This is a genomic window from Ciceribacter sp. T2.26MG-112.2, from assembly GCF_900492205.1.
GTDB lineage: Bacteria > Pseudomonadota > Alphaproteobacteria > Rhizobiales > Rhizobiaceae > Allorhizobium > Allorhizobium naphthalenivorans_A.
This window is the reverse complement of sequence record NZ_UEYQ01000004.1, coordinates 164,151-183,425: the sequence shown is the minus strand read 5'-3', so window position 1 is coordinate 183,425 and position 19,275 is coordinate 164,151. Positions and strand designations below refer to the sequence as shown.

General features: G+C 63.7%; 9 protein-coding genes. 2 read left to right on the top strand and 7 right to left on the bottom strand.

The features are described 5' to 3' along the window. Positions 1 to 25: 25 nt before the first annotated feature. The 3 genes from DYZ14_RS08735 to DYZ14_RS08725 form a co-directional block, all read right to left on the bottom strand. Positions 26 to 8,536 carry a GH36-type glycosyl hydrolase domain-containing protein gene (locus tag DYZ14_RS08735; RefSeq protein ID WP_154720307.1) on the bottom strand — a complete coding sequence of 2,837 codons (8,511 nt, stop codon included), beginning with the start codon at positions 8,534 to 8,536 and terminating at the stop codon, positions 26 to 28. A gap of 375 nt (positions 8,537 to 8,911) precedes the next feature. Then, on the bottom strand, positions 8,912 to 10,114 hold the full coding sequence (locus tag DYZ14_RS08730; RefSeq protein WP_154720306.1) for a pyridoxal phosphate-dependent aminotransferase: 1,203 nt from the start codon (positions 10,112 to 10,114) through the stop codon (positions 8,912 to 8,914). 11 nt (positions 10,115 to 10,125) lie between these two features. Next, complete coding sequence (locus DYZ14_RS08725) at positions 10,126 to 10,779, bottom strand: TetR family transcriptional regulator C-terminal domain-containing protein (RefSeq protein ID WP_154720305.1); 654 nt, start codon at positions 10,777 to 10,779, stop codon at positions 10,126 to 10,128. 281 nt (positions 10,780 to 11,060) lie between these two features. Between DYZ14_RS08725 and DYZ14_RS08720 the strand changes: the two genes are divergently transcribed. Further along, positions 11,061 to 12,224, top strand: coding sequence for a M20 aminoacylase family protein (locus DYZ14_RS08720; RefSeq protein WP_232365479.1), 1,164 nt, complete (start codon positions 11,061 to 11,063; stop codon positions 12,222 to 12,224). Positions 12,225 to 12,300: 76 nt separating this feature from the next. Here the strand turns inward: DYZ14_RS08720 and DYZ14_RS08715 are convergent, their stop codons facing one another. The 4 genes from DYZ14_RS08715 to DYZ14_RS08700 form a co-directional block, all read right to left on the bottom strand. Further along, a complete protein-coding gene (locus DYZ14_RS08715; RefSeq protein WP_154720304.1) occupies positions 12,301 to 15,501 on the bottom strand; it encodes an efflux RND transporter permease subunit in 3,201 nt (1,066 codons plus the stop codon). Beyond that, positions 15,498 to 16,487, bottom strand: a complete 990-nt coding sequence (locus tag DYZ14_RS08710; protein ID WP_154720303.1) for an efflux RND transporter periplasmic adaptor subunit — start codon at positions 16,485 to 16,487, stop codon at positions 15,498 to 15,500. The genes DYZ14_RS08715 and DYZ14_RS08710 overlap by 4 nt, the downstream gene beginning before the upstream one ends. A gap of 25 nt (positions 16,488 to 16,512) precedes the next feature. Continuing rightward, positions 16,513 to 16,713, bottom strand: coding sequence for a YgaP family membrane protein (locus tag DYZ14_RS08705; protein ID WP_115670428.1), 201 nt, complete (start codon positions 16,711 to 16,713; stop codon positions 16,513 to 16,515). A 127-nt stretch (positions 16,714 to 16,840) separates the two neighbouring features. After that, complete coding sequence (locus DYZ14_RS08700) at positions 16,841 to 17,704, bottom strand: DMT family transporter (protein ID WP_154720302.1); 864 nt, start codon at positions 17,702 to 17,704, stop codon at positions 16,841 to 16,843. Between the two features lie 236 nt (positions 17,705 to 17,940). On the opposite strand from DYZ14_RS08700, the gene DYZ14_RS08695 reads away from it, so the two are divergent. Continuing rightward, the gene (locus tag DYZ14_RS08695) at positions 17,941 to 19,137 is read left to right on the top strand and encodes an MFS transporter (protein WP_154720301.1); all 1,197 of its coding nucleotides are present in this window, start codon (positions 17,941 to 17,943) and stop codon (positions 19,135 to 19,137) included. Positions 19,138 to 19,275: the final 138 nt, after the last annotated feature.

Sequence of the window (19,275 nt, the reverse complement as noted above, 5' to 3'; positions counted from 1 at the left end):
CCCCCTTGCCTCGTGTAGAAAGGCCTCAAGGCGCTGGCACAAGCCGGTAGCCGGCCTCCAGATCGGCGACCGCCTCACCATTGACCGTCACGTCATAGCCAACCGAGCCGGCAAGGCGTTCGACCGCGATGGCGTAGCGCGTGCCGTCGATCGTCAGCTCCGCCTCGAACGCATTCCATTCCGGCGGTAGGACGGGCTGGATGCGCAATCGATCACCTTTGCGGGATATGCCGAGCAGGCCTTCGACGGCGAAGCGATAGAGCCAGCCGGCCGAACCGGTATACCAGGTCCAGCCGCCGCGGCCGGGATAGGCTTCCCCGCCATAGACGTCGGCGGCGACCACATAGGGTTCGACGCGATAGCGTTCCGCCGCCTCGGCATCGAGGGCGTGGTTGATCGGATTCAGCAGCCCGAAGCAGCGCCAGGCATCGGCCGGACGGCCGGCCCTGGCGAGCGCCAGGCCGAGCCATATGGCCGCATGGGTATACTGGCCGCCGTTCTCGCGCACGCCCGGCGGATAGGCCTTGATATAGCCCGGTTCGAGCTTGGTCTTGGCAAAGGGCGGCTTGAACAGCCGGATGATCCCGGCCTCCCCGTCCACAAGTTCCGAAAGCGCCGCATCGAGCGCCTTGGCCGTATGCTCGGGCTTGCCCTCGCCCGACAGGACGCTCCAGGACTGGGCGATCGAGTCGATGCGGCACTCTTCAGACTGGGCGGAGCCGAGCGGCGTACCGTCGTCGAAATAGCCACGACGATAGTATTCGCCGTCCCATCCGGCCGTTTCCAGCGCCTGTCCGAGGGCGGCAAGATGTGCCGTCCATCGGGTGATGCGATCCTCGTCGCCCTTCGCCTCGGCATGGACGAGGAAGGATCGGAGCGTGGCGGCCAGGAACCAGCCGAGCCAGACGCTTTCGCCTTCGCCCTTTTCGCCGACGCGGTTCATCCCGTCATTCCAGTCGCCGCCGAGGATGAGCGGCAGTCCACGGGAACCGGTCCGGGCCACCGCAAGGTCGAGCGCGCGAGCCGCATGTTCGTAGAGGCTCGCCTCTTCGCTGGAGACCGCCGGCTGGTAGAAGCTGTCGTGCTGGCCTTCCGCCAGAGGCGGCCCCTCGAGGAAAGCGAGGCGCTCATCGAGGAAAGCCTGGTCGCCGGTCGCCACGACATACTGGTCGACCGCATGGGCGAGCCAGACGACGTCGTCGGATATATGCGTGCGCACGCCGGCACCGGTGCTCGGCAACCACCAGTGCTGCACGTCGCCTTCGACGAACTGGCGCGAAGCGGCGTTGAGGATCTGGCGGCGCGCCAGTTGCGGCTCGACCATCAGGAAGGCGAGCGTATCCTGCAACTGGTCGCGGAAGCCATAAGCCCCACTTGCCTGGTAGAAGCCGGCACGGGCGAAGATCCGGCAGGCCAGAGCCTGATATGGCAGCCAGCGGTTGACCAGCATGTCGAAGCCCGGGTCGGCGGTCTTGACCTGCAGCCGTCCGGTGATACCGGACCAATAGTCCTTGCTTGCCGCGAGGATCGACGGGAAGCTCTCCTTGCGCAGCGCTTCGATCAGTTCGCGGGCGTCCTCCTGCGTGCCCGTCTCGCCGAGCAGGAAGGTGATGTCGCGTTCAGCGCCGGCCGGGACCTCGATGTCGAAGGCAAGTGCCGCACAGGGATCGCTCTCCGTCTCGGCGGAGCCTGAGAGATGCGACTGGCGGGCCAGCGCCTGCGGCATCCGGATCGAACCATGGCGACCGATGAACTCGCGCCGGCTGGCGGTATAGCCGCTGGGCGCGCCCAGCCCCGCCAGGAAGGCCGTGCGGCCCGGATAGTTGATGTCGTAAGGATTGGTGGCAAAGAGAGCCCCAGTATCCTCATCGAAGGAAGACAACACGAAGGGCGCACTCTTCTGCCCGTTATTTCCGAGCACCCATTCCGCATAGCCGTAGACGCGGAAGCTGCGGGCATCCTCGCCCCTGTTACGCAGGACAAGGCGGGACAGCTTGGCCGGACGGCTCCGATCGACGGTCTGGGTCAGTTCGAGGTCGAGATCGTCGTGGCGGCTGGTGAACACCGTGTAGCCGAAACCATGGCGGGTTTCGAACTCGGCCTTGTCATTGAGGTTGAGCGCGCTGAAAGGCACGAATGTCCGGCCGGTCTCGAGATCGGCGACGTAGAAAGCCTCACCCGGGCGATCTGCAACCGGGTCGTTGGTCCACGGCGTCAGCTGGTGGTCACGCGAATTGCCGCTCCAGGTGAAACCGGCCCCTTCGGCCGAAACATGGAAGCCGAAATTCTCGTTGGCGATCACGTTGATCCAAGGCTGCGGCGTCGACTGCCGACCCGCCAGGCGCACGACATATTCCTTGCCGCTGTCGGCGAAACCGCCGAAGCCGTTCCAGAATTCGAGACCCTTGCCAGCGCGCGCCGGAACGGTCTTGATCGAGGCGACAGGCATCGCCGGCAACAGGCCCGGCCATTCGGTCTCCGATCCCTCCGGGCTGCGCGGCGTGGCAAACAGCGAAACCGCCCGGTTGATCTGATCCACCACCTTGCCGTTTCGGGCGTGCAGAACGACGCGCGCGGCGGCGATCAGAGCCTGCGAGGCGCCCTCCTCCATCAGGTCGTTGCGTACGACAAAGACATGCGGCTTGCCGCTGCTGCCGTCAGGCAGGCGATGTCTAAGGTTCTCGGCCATCTGGTCGAGCGCATGCTGCATGTCCTGGGCATAGGAGGTGGCGCGTTCGTTGACGATGGCGAGATCGGCGACGATGCCGCGACGGCGCAGGTATTCAAGCGCGCTCATGGCTTCCCGGGCGATCTCGATGTCCATGTCGTCGTTGATGCGCAGCGCAAAGATCGGATAGTCGCCGGAAATCGCCAGCGGCCACAGCGCCGACTGGGTGGCAAGGCCGTTGCGAACCGTCTCCGGATCGGCCCGCAGATGATTGTCGGGATAGACCAGATAGCGGCCGAGATGCTGGAAGGCGGCGGCCTGCTGCGACGTGATGCCGATGTGGCGCAGCTCGACTTGCGCCCGGGTCCAGGCATGAATGAGTTCATGGCTGAAGGAATCCGGATGGCGATAGCGCTCGATCGCCTCGTCGATCTTTTCGCGACTGGGTGCGGCGATCGTCCAGAAAATCACGCTGACTTTCTTGCCCGACGGCACGCGCACGACGCGGCGCAAGCTGAGAATCGGATCGAGCGTGAAGCCCTCCGTTCCCGAAAGCGTGGCGCCCGGCTCGAAAGCCGCGGCCTCGGCGAGGCAGCGGCCACGGCCGATGAAGCGCCGACGGTCGGTCTCGAACTCGGTCGGCCGGCCGGGGCCGGTGCTGTCGACCACCAGATGCGCGACACACATGTCGGCGTCGCCCGGGCTGCGCTTGTTGCGCTCGGCGCGGATGACGTCGCGCCGGCGGCCGAATTCGGTCTTGATGAACATGCGCGAGAACAGCGGATGGGCATTGTCGGCATCATCCTGGGCAATCACCGGCTCGAGATAGGACGTCACCTCGATGAAGCGATCCTCGCTGCCGGTATTGAGGATGGTCAGGCGCCGGCCTTCGGCATCATGCTCGGTTGCGACGATGCACTCGACCTGGGTCGAAATGTCCCCGACCGTCTTGAAGAACTCAGCCTTGTCGTCGCCGAAGATGGCCTTGCTTTCCTCGTCCTCGGCGCGGCGCGGCGAAGCGGTCGCCGACCACCACTGGCCGCTCGCGGTATCGCGCAGGAAGATGAATGTGCCGGCGCGGTCTTCGGTCGGGTCGGCGACCCAGCGCGAGACGGCCTGGCCATTCCACCGCGAATAGCCCGAACCCGTCGCCGTCAGCATGACCGAATAATGGCCGTTCGACAGGAAGGCGAGCGCCCGGTCCTTGACCGCCGGATCGGTCACGATACGCACTTCCGGACGCAGCAGGTCGGCCTGCCCCTTGCCCGGCGTCTGCGGCTCGTATTTGGCGCTCATCACCGGGATCTCGCGCGGGGCCTTTTCCTGCAGCAGGAGTTCGGCCGCTTCGATCACCGGGTCGGCATGGAAGAGTTCGCGCAGCCGGCCGTTGAAGGCGACGTTGGCGATGGCCGCGATCGACATGCCGTGGTGGTGGGCATAGTAATTGTAGACGACGGCACAGGACTTGCCTTCGGGAAGGCGGGTCGGGGTGAAGTCCACGGCGTCGTGGAAGCCGTAGGCGCCAAGCGCGCCGAGCTTGCGCAGACGCGTCAGGTTTTCCAGCGCCGCTTCCGGGAAATACTGGCTGGCCAGGATCGAGGCATAGGGCGCGATGACCGCGTTCTGACCAAGGCCGCGCTTGAGGCCGAGCGTCGGCACGCCGAAATTGGTGTACTGGTAGGTCAGTTCATGGTCCCGGGCATTGAAGGCGGCCTCCGAAATCCCCCACGGGATACCCAGCCGCTTGCCGTGATTGATCTGTTCCTGCACCACCAGATTGTTGGTCTGGTTGAGAATCCCGCCCTGCCGCTCCTGCATGACGAGCGGCGGCATCAGATATTCGAACATCGAGCCCGACCACGAGATCAACGCGGCCCGCGCACCGATCGGCACGACCTGGCGGCCGAGGCGGTACCAGTGTTCGGTCGGCAGATCGCCCTTGGCGATGGCGAACAGGCTGGTGAGACGGCATTCCGATGCCAGAAGGTCGTAGCAGGCTTCATCAAGCTCGCGGCCGTCGACACGATAGCCGATCGACAAGAGCCGTCGCTCGGGGCGGAACAGGAAGCTGAAGTCCATCGAGAAGGCAATGCCGCGGGCCCGGTCCCGCAGGACGGCGAGACGCTGGCGCAGCGGATCGATGTTCGACAGGTCGAAGGCCGTATCGGCGATATGCGCCTCGCAGGCGGCGACCAGCGATTCCGTCCAGCGGGTGACTTCGCCGCTCTGTTCGGAGCGGACCTCGTGGTGGAGGTTCGCCGCGAGCTTCTGGATGTCGCGCGCCAGAACGCTGAGGTTGATGATGCGGATCGAGGCGAATTCATGCTCGCGCTTGACGGCGGCCAACGCATTGTTGAAGCCGTTGATGCGCTCCTCGAGCCGGCGGCGCAGGGGCCGCACCGTCTTGCGATCGTCCGGCAGTTCCTTGAGCACTTCGAGCAGGATTCCGCCCACATCGCCGATGCCGTCGAGATTGCCCTGCATATGCGCCGAGGGCGCCTCCGCCCATTCGCGGCAGGCCGAGGAGATGGCGATCAGATGGCCGGCGAGATTGCCGCTGTCGACCGCGGAAATATATCGCGGCCCAAGCGTGTTCAACGTGTCCGTGTAATACCAGTTATAGAGGTGCCCACGGTACTTCTCCATGCGCTCGACCGTGGAGATCGTCTGCTCGAGCCGTTCGATCGTCTGCTCGAAACTGATCCAGCCGAAATGGCGGGCCGAGACGACCGACAGCAGGTAGACGCCGATATTGGTCGGCGAAGTGCGATGGGCGACGACCGGTTCCGGATTTTCCTGGAAATTGTCCGGCGGCAGGTAATTGTCGCCGGCGGTGACGAAGGTCTCGTAGAAACGCCAGGTCCGCCGCGCGATCTTGCGCAACTCGATGGTTGCCTCCTCCGGGACGAAGAGGCTGTCCTCCGTTTCGGCCGACTGGCTGACATACCAGGCGACGAGCGGCGACAAGACCCACATCAGCGTGAAGGGCAGGCCGATCAGGTAGCCGTAGCCGCCGAAGGCCGCCGCCACCGCGAGCGCCAGCACGGCCAGCACCGGGGCGTGCAGCATGCTGCGATAATAGGTGGAAATGCTGCCCTGCGCGGAGGACTGGATGCTGGCGGCGGTACGCCATTCGAGCAGCAGCTTGCGGCTGACCAGCATGCGATAGAGCGAGCGGATGATCGCGTCACCCATCATGTAGGCCATGTCGGCGATGAAGACGATGCGCAGCGCCACCTGGGCGTTCGACGAGCGCAGTTCCGACCATAGCGACTGGAAATGCGCCGCCGGAACGATATCCGTCTGGCGCGGCACGAGGCCGGACAGCAGCGAGAGCGTCGGCGCGACGAACAGGCAGAAAATCAGCAGGAGTTGCCAGAGAAAGGCGCCGACCGGATCCATCGACAGCCAGCCGAGCACCGAAGCGAGGAACCAGGCCATCGGGGTCAGCGAACGACGCAGGTTGTCGACCATCTTCCACCGGCCGAGCGCAGTAATGCCGCGCGCCGGATCGAAGATGTAGGGCAAGAGCTGCCAGTCGCCACGGGCCCAGCGATGCTGGCGGGAAATCTCGACCTCGTAGCGGGTCGGGAAGTCTTCGACCAGTTCCACATCCGTGACGAGGGCGCAGCGCGCCATCGATCCTTCAAGCAAATCGTGGCTCAACACGGTGTTTTCGTCGATGCGACCCTTCAGCGCCGTTTCAAACGCATCGACGTGGTAGAGGCCCTTGCCGGTAAACGTGCCTTCGCCGGCAATGTCCTGGTAGACGTCGGATACGGTGAACACGTAAGGGTCGAGCCCCCGGTTCATCGAGAAGACGCGCTGGAAGACCGAGGCATCCTTGCCCGTCGTCAGGGAAGGTGTCACGCGCGGCTGGAGTACCCCGTAGCCGCTGACGACGCGCCCGGTTACAGGATCGTGCACCGGCCGGTTGATCGGGTGGTAGAGCTTGCCGACCATCTTGGTGACCGCGTCGCGCATCAGCCGCGTGTCGGCATCGAGCGTCATCACATATTGCACGCCCTCGGGCACGATGTTGGCGCCCGGCAGGTAGGAGGTGTCGTGATCGCCACGCAGGAGCAGGTTCAGTTCGTGCAGCTTGCCGCGCTTGCGCTCCCAGCCCATCCAGGCGCCTTCGGCGGGATTGTAGAGGCGGCGGCGGTGCAGAAGGAAAAACCGGGTCTTGCCGTCATGGGCGTAGCGCGCCGCGAGCTCGGCGACCTGGCCCTTGGCATATTCAAGGATTTCGAGGTCCGCCGGCGTCTCCTCGACCGGGCTGTCGCGCCAGTCACTCAGAAGCGCGAAATAGATTTCGCCGCGTGGATTGGTGAGATGGTGAACCTCGAGATTGCGCACCAACTCGTCCACATCGTCACGCTTGGCGATCAGGCATGGCACCACGACCAGCGTGCGCGCATCGTCCGGCAAGCCTTCCTTGAATTCGTAGCCGGTCAGCCGCACCGGCTTGGCGATCAAGGTCACAAGCGTGTTGAACAGGCCGGTTGCGCCTTCGGAGGCGGGCAGCGCAAACAGCAGCAGCAGAATGACGGTCAGCGGCGTGGACACACCCGCCAGCGACAGGAAATAGCCGACCACCGCCATGGCGGCGAGCGTCAGGCCGATGACGGGGACCGCGATCGAGATCCAGTTGAGACGCTGGACGCCAAGCGCCAGGCGGCGCCAGAGCGGCATGCGATAGCCGATCGCCCGCTCGAGCAGCGGACGCTGCGTCCCGACGAGATAGCCGCCGACATTGGGTGAGCCGACGCACCCATCGGCTTGGGCCGCCTCTTCGGCGAGATCGATCGCTTTCTGGGCAATCTCGATTTCCGACATGTCGGAGCGGCGCGCCAGCCTTTCGATCGTGCTGCGATAGGCGTTGCGCGAGCCGAAATCGAGAGCGCGATAGTCGGTGTGATGGGCAAGCACCTTGTCGACCAGGCAGACGTCCTCGACCCAGACCGACCATTCCTTGTCGTCGATCTCGCGCAGGCTCTTGACGATGTTGCCGGTGGTCACATTGCCGGACGACAGCCGGTTGTGCTCCTGGGTCATCCCCTCTTCAGCGGTACGGCCCGCCTTTTCCAGGCGTCCCTCGATCCAGGAGACGGCGAAGCTGGTGTTCTGCGAGCCGTTGCGCAGCCGGTAGAGGAACTGGGTGGCGAAGGTATTGTCTTCGGCGAGCGGCTCGATCTGTTTCAGGAGTTCGGTCGAGCTTGCCGCATCGTTGAGGCGAATGATCTCGTCGGCGACCTCGTTTGCCTTGCGGCGCATCCGGCGCGACCGGTCGACACGCGTCGAGATACGGCGAAGATTCTCGATCAGCACGAAGCGGACGATCGACGGAAGCGCCCACAGCTCGCCGATCTCCAGCGTCTTGTGCTTCTGGAAGCCTTCGACCAGCGCCGTCATCGCCTCCATCGACACGGTCGAATGGGTGTGCGCGACGTAGAGCCAGGCGAGCGCCATCGTCCGGGGAATTTCGCGGTTGCCGACCTTCATCGTCGGAAGCTGGCGATAGAACTTCTTGGGGAAGTCCCGGCGCACTTCCTGGATCGCCTCCTCGATGATGTAGTGATTGTCGAGCAGCCACTCGGCCGCCGGCGTGATCGTGGCGCCGGCCTCGACGTCGGTCGCGGTCGCCCGGTAGACCCTCAGGATTTCCCGTTCGTTCTCGCGATGACGCGCGAAGAAGTCGAAATCCATCAGTCCCGGCAGATCCGTCGCGCCATCCCGGGCCAGCGCCTCGGCGGCCTCGCGCAACTCATCAATGGTGAAATATGCAGCGCGGATCGCATCGTTGTGATCGATCTGCCTGGTTTCTAGGTCGCGCGACGGAACATTCGGCGTCATGGTCAAAGACATAATCTCGAGTTTATCGTTAGAGGGAGCTCGTCAGGGTTCGTCTTGACCCGCTGCCATCTCCCGGCGCATCGCTTTGCACAGTTTTGGCCTCCCGTTCAATCATCTGAACTCAAAAAGCCCGCAATGCGAGACGATGACTGCAAGAAAACTGGCCCGGCGGAGATGGTACCGTGGCATCGCTAGGAAAATTGGCTTTTTTATGCCTTATTTCAAGGCCGTAGCCAAGGCCTACGCAGGTCTTAGACGGCGATGGTCGCTTTTGTCCTGCCGCGGCGATTGAAGCGTCGAGGCCGACCTGGAAAAAGCTGCATCCCAGGTCGAGACGCGGCACGCGATCTTTGGATCAAGCTCGGCCGAACGTGGTCGCCGCGGATATCAGATCGCCACCCTTCGCAGTCCTTCGCCGGGCTCGGCGATCTCGGCGGCGAGTTCCGCCATGCGCTGCGTGGCGACAGCGAGACGTTCATCGTCGACGGTCAGCGAGACACGGATGAAATTGATCGCCTGCTCGCCGAAGGAGCCGCCGGGCATGACCGCGACATTCTTCTCGCGAAGCAGGCGCTCCGCGAATGCCTGCCCCGTAAGACCGGTCGCGGAAACGTCGACGACAATGAACATGCCGCCCTCCGGCATCATCGGCTTCAGCGTTCGCGAAGCCGCAAGGCCGTCCGCCACCAGCTTCGCCCGCCGCTCGTAGCTCGCCCGCATCACCGCGGCCGTATCGAACGGTTTCGACAGCGCCATGGCGGTCATGTCGGCGATGAACGGCTGCACGCCGAACAGCATGGTTTCAGAGACGGGTAGCAGCCGGTCGCAGAACTCCGTCGGTCCGATTGCCCAGCCGCTGCGGAAGCCGGGCGAAGCGTGGGATTTCGAGATCGAGGATACCACGATCGTCCGCTCGGCAAGCGCCGGATCGTCGAAGGGCGAGGCAAAGGCACCACCGAAAATCAGTTCTTCATAGACCTCGTCACAGACGATCCAGAGGTCATGCGCGCGGCAGACCTCGCCGATCGCGGCGATCTCGTCGGAAGTCAGGACGGCTCCGGTGGGATTGTGCGGCGTGTTGAGCAGCACTACCCGCGAGCGCGGCGAAACCGCGCGAGCAAGGTCGTCGGCCTGCAGGTGAAAGTGCTTTCCCGGGTGAAGCGGAACCGGCACCATGCGGGCGCCGCTGGCGGCGATCACGCCTTCATAGGTCGCGTAATGGGGGTCGCCGACCAACACTTCGTCATCGCGGTCCAGAAGGCCGAGCATGACGGCGAAGAGCGCCGTCTGGGTTCCGGGAAAGCAGAGGACGTTGCGCGCCGTGACGTCGGACCGACGCTTGCGATATTTCTCGACCAGCGCATCGACCACCGAGGGCTCGCCCCGGCCGTTGGAATAGCGCGTGCGGCCGGCATACAAGGCCCGGGCGCACTCGTCGAGCAATGCGCGATCCGGGCTGAGATCCGGCTCACCGATCGTCAGCTCGATCACCGGCACGCCTTCGGCCGCCTTGCGCCGGGCTTCGACGTGGATCGCCCATTTGCCTGATCCGAGATCAGCGAGACGTTCGGTGATGGAAGCATAGCGCATGGGTCGTCCAGTCATGTCTTGTCGCGAGGAGCGTCGGGATGGGAGAGGCTGAGGCCGCCCAACAGGGATTCGACCGATGCGAGCGCAATGCGCGGCAGGGCCTGATCGTCGAACAGATCCCCGGCCAGCGATCCTTCCAGCCATAGGCCGTCGATCAGGCCGTTGATGGCGATCGCCAGCTTGCGGCATTCCTCCGGCGCAATCGGCCTGCTGTTGGCGGAGAGGAAGGCCGAAAGCAGATCCTCCAGCGAGCCGAGGAAATTCAGGTAGTTTTCCCGGTGGATGCGGGCAAATTCGGGATCGACGCGGACATGGCTGATGAACGCCGCCCAAAGCGACAGCGTGCGCGGATCGGTGATCGGCGGACTGACATTGGCGATGATGAAATCATGCAGCCGGCGGCGCGGATCGCTGCCTGCCGCTTCAGCGGCATTGATCGCCGTGGTGCCGATGGTCACCATCACCTCGCGATAGGCCGCCTGCAGCATCTGTTCCTTGCCGGTGAAATAGTGGCGGATGAGGCCTCCGGTGACGCCGGCGCGCGCGGCGATCTGGCGCACGGTCGCCCCCTGAAGGCCGTATTCGGAAATACAGTCGAGCGTGGCGGTGATCAGGTCCTGCCGGCGCTCCGCCTCGCCTGCCCGATGGAAGGGTCGGCGGCTCATGACGTGGGTCCGAGCAACAAAGCGATGCCCAGGCCGGACAGTGTTCCGAATTCTTTCCGCCTGAATCCCTTCATGCTCCGCTCCGATTCTTGAGGCAGGCCGGTCGTCCCGTCGGCACTGTCACCTCCTGTTTATACGGTTGAATAATTGAGGCACAAGTGCAAAACTCCGGCCTCGTTCGCCCACCGAGATCCGCTAAAGCCTCGGAGCGGGATCACGAGGCGGTGGCACGGCTGCCATGTCCCGCGCTTTCAAACCCTCAGCCAAACCCCTGGTGCTTCATGACAATTCAATTTTCCAACCATATGGCCGACGTCGTGGCAACCCGCCATCATCTCCACCAATACCCGGAGATCGGCCTGTCGGAATTCAACACATCGGACTATGTCGCCGAGAAGCTCGAGGCGCTGGGCTATGAGGTGACCCGTGGCCTTGCCAAGACAGGCATCGTCGCCACGCTGCGCAACGGCGACAGCCCTCGAAGCATCGGCATCCGTGCCGATTTCGATGCACTTCCGATCCTTGAGGAAACCGGGCTCGAATACCAGAGCAAGAACCCCGGCATGATGCATGCCTGTGGTCATGACGGGCACACTGCCATGCTGCTCGGGGCTGCTGCGATCATCGCCGAGCGGAAGAATTTCGACGGCACCGTGCACCTGATCTTCCAGCCCGCCGAGGAAAATTTCGGCGGCGCCAAGATCATGATGGATGACGGGCTGTTTGAAAAATTCCCCTGCGACGCGGTCTTTGCGCTCCACAACGACCCGACCATTCCGTTCGGCCAGTTCGCGCTGCGCGAAGGTCCGATCATGGCCGCGGTCGACGAGTGCAAGATCACCGTCAACGGCCGCGGCGGCCATGGCGCCGAGCCCCAGGACACCGCCGATCCGATCGTCTGCGGCGCATCGATCATCATGGCGTTGCAGACCATCGTCTCGCGCAACATCCATCCGATCGACCCGACTGTGATCACGGTCGGCGCCTTCCATGCCGGCGGCGCGAGCAATGTCATTCCCGAGCGCGCCGAAATGCTGCTGTCGGTCCGCTCCTTCGATCCCAAGGTGCGCGATCAGTTGGAGAACCGCATCCGCACCATCGCCGAGGGACAGGCTGCAAGCTACGGCATGAGCGTGACCGTCGACTATCAGCGGGGCTATAACGCGACCATCAACCACAAGGCGGAGACCGACTTCATCCGGACGCTGGCGACCCGGTTTGCCGGTGCCGACAAGGTTGTCGACATGCCGCGTCCGACCATGGGCAGCGAGGATTTCGCCTATATGCTTGAAGAGCGTCCGGGCTGCTATTTCTTCGTCGGAACGCAACGGACACCGAACGATCCGCCGCTTCATCATCCCCGCTACGACTTCAACGACGACATCCTGCCGATCGGCACCAGCTTCTGGGTGGAGCTTACGGAAAGCTGGCTTGCCACGAAGTAAGAAGCGTGCAGACCACAATAGAGTAGGCCCGGGAACGCAGGTTCCCGGGCCTTCATCATTTTGCCAGTCCGTTGGCTCAGGTTCTCAGCACGCGATAGATCGCCGGAATGACCAGCACGGTCAAAAGCGTCGACGAGGCCAGGCCGAACAGCAGCGAGATCGCCAGGCCCTGGAAGATCGGGTCCGTCAGGATCACCGCCGCGCCGATCATCGCCGCAAGGGCTGTGAGCAGGATCGGCTTGAAACGGATCGAGCCGGCCTCGATCAGCACGTCCGTCAGATCCCGATCCGGGGTCTTGGCGTGGCGAATGAAGTCCACCAGCAGGATCGAGTTGCGCACGATGATGCCGGCCAGCGCAATGAAGCCGATCATCGAGGTCGCGGTGAAAGGCGCCGCAAACAGCCAGTGGCCACCGAGAATGCCGATGAAGGTCAGCGGGATCGGCGTCAGGATGACGAGCGGCACCTTGAACGAGCCGAACTGGGCGACGACAAGGATATAGATCCCGAGAAGGGCGACCATGAAGGCGGCGCCCATGTCGCGGAAAGTCACCCAGGTCACTTCCCATTCGCCGTCCCACAGCAGCACCGACTTGTTCTGGTCCATAGGCTGGCCATGCAGGGCGATCTCCGGCTTGGTCAGTCCGGTCCAGTCCTGGCTGTCGAGGGCGTCCTGCACGGCGAGCATGCCATAGAGCGGCGCCTCGTAGTCACCCGCCAGTTCGGCCGTGACCATTTCGGCATAGCGGCCATTATGGCGGAAGATCGGGAACGAGGCCTGTTCCTCCCTGACACGGATCACGTCGCCCAGTTCGACCACCGAGCGCGAGCCCGGCAGAAGGTTGGCGGGGATCGGCGTCGACAGGAATTTCTCGTCGAACACCATCGCGCCTTTGGGCCTGCTGATGACGATCGGGATCGGCGCACGGCCGTCGCCCCGGTGCGAATAGCCGAGCGTGGTCGAGCCGTTGAGGATCGACAGGGTGTCGAACACGTCGCTTTCCGAAACGCCGAAGAAGTCCAGGTCATCGCCGGAGATCGTGGCGCGCAGACGGCTGGCCGGCTGGCCATAGCTGTCATCGACGTCGACGATGAAGGGGACCGCCTTGAACGCGGCCTTGACCTTCTCCGCCGTGGCACGGCGCGTCTCGGCATCCGGGCCATAGATTTCGGCCAGAAGTGTTGCCATGACCGGCGGACCCGGCGGCGGTTCGACGACCTTCAGCGAGGTGCCTTCCGGCACCTTGACCTCGGCAAGCAGCCTCTGGCGCAGATCGAGCGCGATCTCATGGCTCGAGCGATCACGCTCCGACTTCGGCGTCAGGTTGATCTGCACGTCGCCCATCTCGGGTTTCGAGCGGATGTAGGCATGACGAACCAAGCCGTTGAAGTTGAACGGGGCAGCCGTTGCCGCATGGGTCTGGACGCTCAGCACTTCCGGTGTATCGAGCGTCACCTTGGCGACAGCCTGGGCGATCGCATCCGTGGTTTCGACGGACGAGCCTTCGGGCAGGTCGATCGTCACCTGCAGTTCCGACTTGTTGTCGAAGGGCAGGAGCTTGACCGTGACGTCCTTGGTGTAGAACAGCGCCAGCGAACCGAGCGTGGCGACGCCGACGAGAAGCAGGAAGATCCAGCTGTTCTTCTTGCTCGCCAGGATGGGGCTGGCGACCCTTGCATAGCCCGCGCCGAGAATGCCGCCGGTCGCGTGCGCATCGTCATGGTGCAGCTTGGCCTTGCCGGCGATCTTCAGCATCAGCCAGGGCGTGACCACCACGGCGACGAAGAAGGAGAAGATCATCGCGGCCGAGGCATTGGCCGGGATCGGGCTCATATAGGGGCCCATCATGCCGGATACGAACATCATCGGCAGCAGGGCCGCGACGACCGTCAGCGTCGCAACAATGGTCGGATTACCGACTTCGGCGACGGCATCGATCGCCGCCTCACGGCGGTCCTTGCCGTCGTTGAAGCCCCAGTGACGGGCGATGTTTTCGATCACGACGATCGCGTCATCGACGAGAATACCGATCGAAAAGATCAGCGCGAACAGCGAAACGCGGTTCAGCGTGTAGCCCATCAGGTTGGCGGCAAACAGCGTCAGCAGGATCGTGACGGGAATGACGATGGCGACGACGAGCGCTTCGCGGCGGCCGATCGAGACCCAGACGAGCGCGATGATCGACAGCGTCGCCAGCCCCAGATGGAACAGAAGTTCGTTGGCCTTTTCATTGGCGGTTTCGCCGTAGTCGCGGGTGATCTCGGCATCCATGCTGTCGGGAATGAGGTTGCCCTTCAATTCCTCGACACGGTGCAGGATCTCTTCCGAGACCAGAACGGCATTGGCGCCGGCGCGCTTGGCAAGCGCAAGCGTGACGGCGGGGACGCGCTTCAGCTCGCCATTTTCGCCGCGAGTAACCGTCGAGGCGCGCGCGTCCACCGTGTCGGTGACGAAGGAAACATCGGCGACGTCGCGCACGTAGACCGGGCGGTTATCGCGGGTGGTCAGCAGCAGGTTGCCGATCTCGGTCGGGGTCGACAGCGTTTCACCGGCGACGAGCTCGATCTGCCGCCCCTCGTCGCGGACCAGGCCGGTCGAGAACGAACGGTTGGCGGCGGTCACCTTGGAAGACAGTTGCTGCAGGGTCATGCCGTAGAGCGCGAGCTTCTCCGGATCGGGGGCGATGCGGATCGCGTCGCCGGTCTCCCCGACGAGGTAGCTAAGGCCGACATCGTCGATCTTCGCCATCTCGACCCGCAATTCACGGGCGATGCGGGTGAGCGCGGTCGCATCGACGCCAGCCCCCTTGTCGGCGGACGGGGTCAGCGTGAGTGAAACGATCGCCACATCGTCGATCGTGCGGCCGACCACCAGCGGTTCGGGAATACCGACCGGGATCGAGCTCATATTGGCGCGGATCTTGTCATGGACGCGCAGCACCGCCGAATCGCCGGATGTACCGACGATGAAGCGGGCCGTGACCATCACCTGGTCGTCGGAGGTCTGCGAATAGACGTGCTCGACGTCGTTGATGCCCTTGATGATCGTTTCCAGCGGCTCGGTGACGAGCTTGACGGCGTCTTCCGCCTTCAGGCCGTCGGCACGCACGATGATGTCGACCATCGGCACGGAAATCTGCGGCTCTTCCTCACGCGGCAGCGTCAACAGCGCGACGAGGCCGAGCGCGAAGGCGGTGATAAGGAAGAGCGGCGTGAGCGGCGAGGTGATGAAGCCCTTGGTCAGGCCACCTGCAATGCCGAGACTGGGAAGCTTCATGGCAGCAGGACCTCTTCGCCGGCGGCAAGACCAGTCAGGATTTCTGTCATTTCCCGGCCATCGTGCAGGATCGGCTTGGCCGTGACGACAGCGCGTTCGGCCGTGCCTTCACCCGATCGGACGGTGACATAATCCACGCCGAAGCGGTTCGTCAGCGCGTTGACCGGCAGCAGCAGCGCATCGCGCTCGCCGACCGGCACCCGCACCAGCAGGCGCTTGTTGACGAATGCGGTCGGCAGGTCTTCGACCTCTACATCGGCGATCACGCGGCCATTGTCTATTTCCGGATAGATCTTGGCGAGGCGGCCGGTACTCTGGTGGCCGTTCCCGTTACCGCTATCGATTTCGATGGAGGCATCCTGCCGCAGCAGGTCGGCATGGCGCTCGGGAATTGCCAGGCGGAGGAAGAAGCCGCCGCCGCCGATCGTCGCAACCGGCTCGCCTGCCATGATGACGGCGTCCTTGGTGACCGGAACGGTGAGAACCTTGCCATCGGCGGGCGCCAGCACCGCGCCTTCCTTGCCCTGCTCGACGACGACCGAGCGCTGGGCTTCGGCGGCCGCGATCTGGTTGCGCACGACATCGACCTGCGTGCGCAGGGCGTCCAGCCGCTGGGCCGTGGTCACCCCGCGCTTGATCAACTCCTCGCCGCGCGTCAGTTCCGACTGGGCGTTTTCCAATGACGCCCGCAGGCCGAGCAATTGGGCTTCGATCGCGGCGATCTGGAAGTCGATCTTGTCGTCCTTGACGACGGCGATGACATCGCCGGCCTTGACGTCATCGCCTTCCGTGACCTTGAGGTCGACGACCGTGCCGCCGATCCGCGCCCGCGCCGAAACGCTGTCGCGCGCTTCGACACGGCCATAGACAGCCTTCCATTCAGGGATTTTCACCGCGTCGAGACGGATCGTCTCCGCCGCGAAAGAGGCTGTCGCCAAGAGTGACAGGCCGAGAATGGCGGAACACGCGAGCGCCTTGGCTTTCATGGGAGTTTCCTTTGAACAGGGATGCTCAGAATGCGCAGCCGGGACGAAAGCCGAGCTTCTTGAAGATCATGGCAGCGGGGCAGAAACCGGTAAAGGCCGACTGCAGCATGTTAACGCCGATGAAGACGGTGAACCAGACGAAATACGGGTGGACGAAAGCCGTCAGCAGGACGGAAACCAGAACCATTACGCCGGCAAAGGCCAGCACGGCACGATCGAGAGACATTGGAACCTCCATGGATATATATCTACATATATTCGTATATACGATGGTTGAAGCGGTAGCAAGGACTATTTGCCGGCACCTGGCCGGACAAGATCGCAGCAGCAGGAACCAATTTTTTGGTTCCCTCCTAGCGGCGGGAAAGCAAACGTTCGCTGAAGATGATGATCAGGCCCGCGCTGCAGATCAGCGCTGCGCCGAAGAAGACGTTGAGCGCCGGGATATCGCCCCAGATCGCATAGCCGAGTGCGAAGGCCCAGACGAGGGCCGTATATTCGAACGGCGCGAGGACCGAGATCGGCGCCCTGCGCATGCCCTCGAAGAAGGCGAGCTGGGCCACGCCGCCGATAATGCCGGTTGCAAGCGACAAACCGAGCTCCGTCATGGTCGGCGTGCGCCACACCTGCACCAGCATCGTGCCAGTGAGAACAAGGAAGAAGCTGTTGGTCACGCTCATCTGAACCAGCGTTCGGGCACCCATGGCGGTGCGTCGCAGAAGAACGGTCGAGAAGGCCCAGAGGAAGGCCGCCAGCAGGGCGAGGTAGACGGGAGGACGGAGCGTCAGGCCCACCGGATCTGTTGCAATCAGCACGCCGAGAAAACCGACCACGACCGCCGTCCAGCGGGGCACGGTCACGCGCTCCTTGAGGATCGGCACGGCGAGCAGCGTGGCAACCACGGGCGCGGCATAATAGAGCGTCGTCAGTTCGGCGAGCTGCATCTCGCGGGCGGCATTGTAATAGCTCAGCCACGCGCCGAGCAGCAGCAGGCTGCGGATCATCATCGGTTTGACGACCGGCGAAGTGACCGCTTCGCGGATCAATGAGGGGCCGCCGAAGGCCAGGCATCCAACCAGGATGACCGCGCTGCGGAAGAACAGGATCTGCCACACCGCCGTCGTCTCGACCAAAAGCTTGATCAGGCCGTCATGCAGGGTGAAGAGGAAATAGGACAGGCTGGTCAACAGGATGCCGAGGCCGACGGTTGTTTTCACGCATGCACCTGAAGGCAGGATTATTGAGGGGAGCGATAGCGCGGCCCCCAAGAACGGGCGGGAAGAATGGAGCCACATTTTTCCTTTCGCGGTCGGCTGTCAATGGCCCGCCTTTACCGATCTCGGGGGTGCATCCGCTATTTCGCCGGGAAACAAAATGTGAAATTCCCGCAAGGATTTCGCGGTTGAGGTTTCAATCGATTGAAATAAAGTGCCGCCAAATCGAGGAGCGGACGATGACAGAGACGACCAAGGGCAGCGCCGATGGCCTGCGCGGCGGCTATTTCACCCGGACAAGGGCGGCGGTGTCCCTGCTGTTCTTCATCAATGGCCTGATGATGGGCGCCTGGGCGCCAAAGATCCCGATCTTCGCCGCCTCGCTGTCCTTGAGCGAGGCCCATCTCGGCATCATGCTGTTCGTCTTCGGCGTCGGCTCGCTGTTGCTCATGCCAATCGCTGGGTTTCAGATCTCAAGATTCGGCTCGAACCGAGTCGTCCTCGTCGCAGCGCTCCTGTTCATCCCGACCATTGTTTTCATCACGCTTGTCGACGCGCTCTGGGTGGGCGCCGTGGCCATCTTCCTGTTCGGCGGCCTGGCGGGCGCGATGGACGTGGCGATGAATGCCAATGCAGTGGAGGTCGAGCGTTCCATGCGCCGATCGATCATGTCGTCCTGTCATGCCTTCTGGAGCCTTGGAGGTCTGGTGGGTGCCGCAACCGGCGGTGTGCTGATCGCAGCCATCGGCGCGCTCGGTCATGCCTTGCTGGTGGCCGGCGTCGCGTTCGCATTGCTGGCGATTGCCCAGACGATGATCCTTGTCGACCGGCCGCACCCCACCGAACGGCGCGAGCGGGCGAGACTGCCGCTTTCGCCGTTGCCCTGGCTGATCGGCCTCATCGCCCTTTTCTCGATGATCCCGGAAGGGGCAATCCTCGATTGGGGCGCGCTCTATCTCGGCAAGGAGCTCAATGCCTCGACGGCGCATTCGGGCTTTGCCTTTGCCGCCTTCTCGCTTGCCATGGCGGCCATGCGCTTTGCCGGCGACCTGGTGCGCGACAGGTTCGGCGCGGTGACGACACTCCGCCTTTGCACCATCGCTTCGTTTGTCGGCCTGATCATCGCCGGTCAGGCCCCCAATGTCACGATCGCGCTGATCGGCTTCGGCATTGCCGGGATCGGCATTTCCAACATGGTGCCCATCGCCTTTTCCGCTGGCGGCAACATCCCGGGCCTTGCACCGGGGATCGGCCTCTCGGTCGTGACCTCGCTCGGCTATTCCGGCATCCTGTTCGCCCCGTCGATCATCGGCTTCATTGCCGAATACACGTCGCTATCCAGCGTCTTCACGGCGGTTTCACTGCTCAATCTCGTCGTGCTCGCGCTTTCGGGACTGGCCCGCCATGCCGACCGGATCGGCGAGGCGCGTCCTTAGGCATGGACACGGTCGCGCAAGGAATGGCCGCAGCAAGGCCCGTCTGCGCGCGCGACCGTGTCCCATGATTTAGCGCAAGGTTGACAAGCGCGCATGTTTGATCCACCTGAATCCGAGAAATTTAGCGCCGCTCAAGGG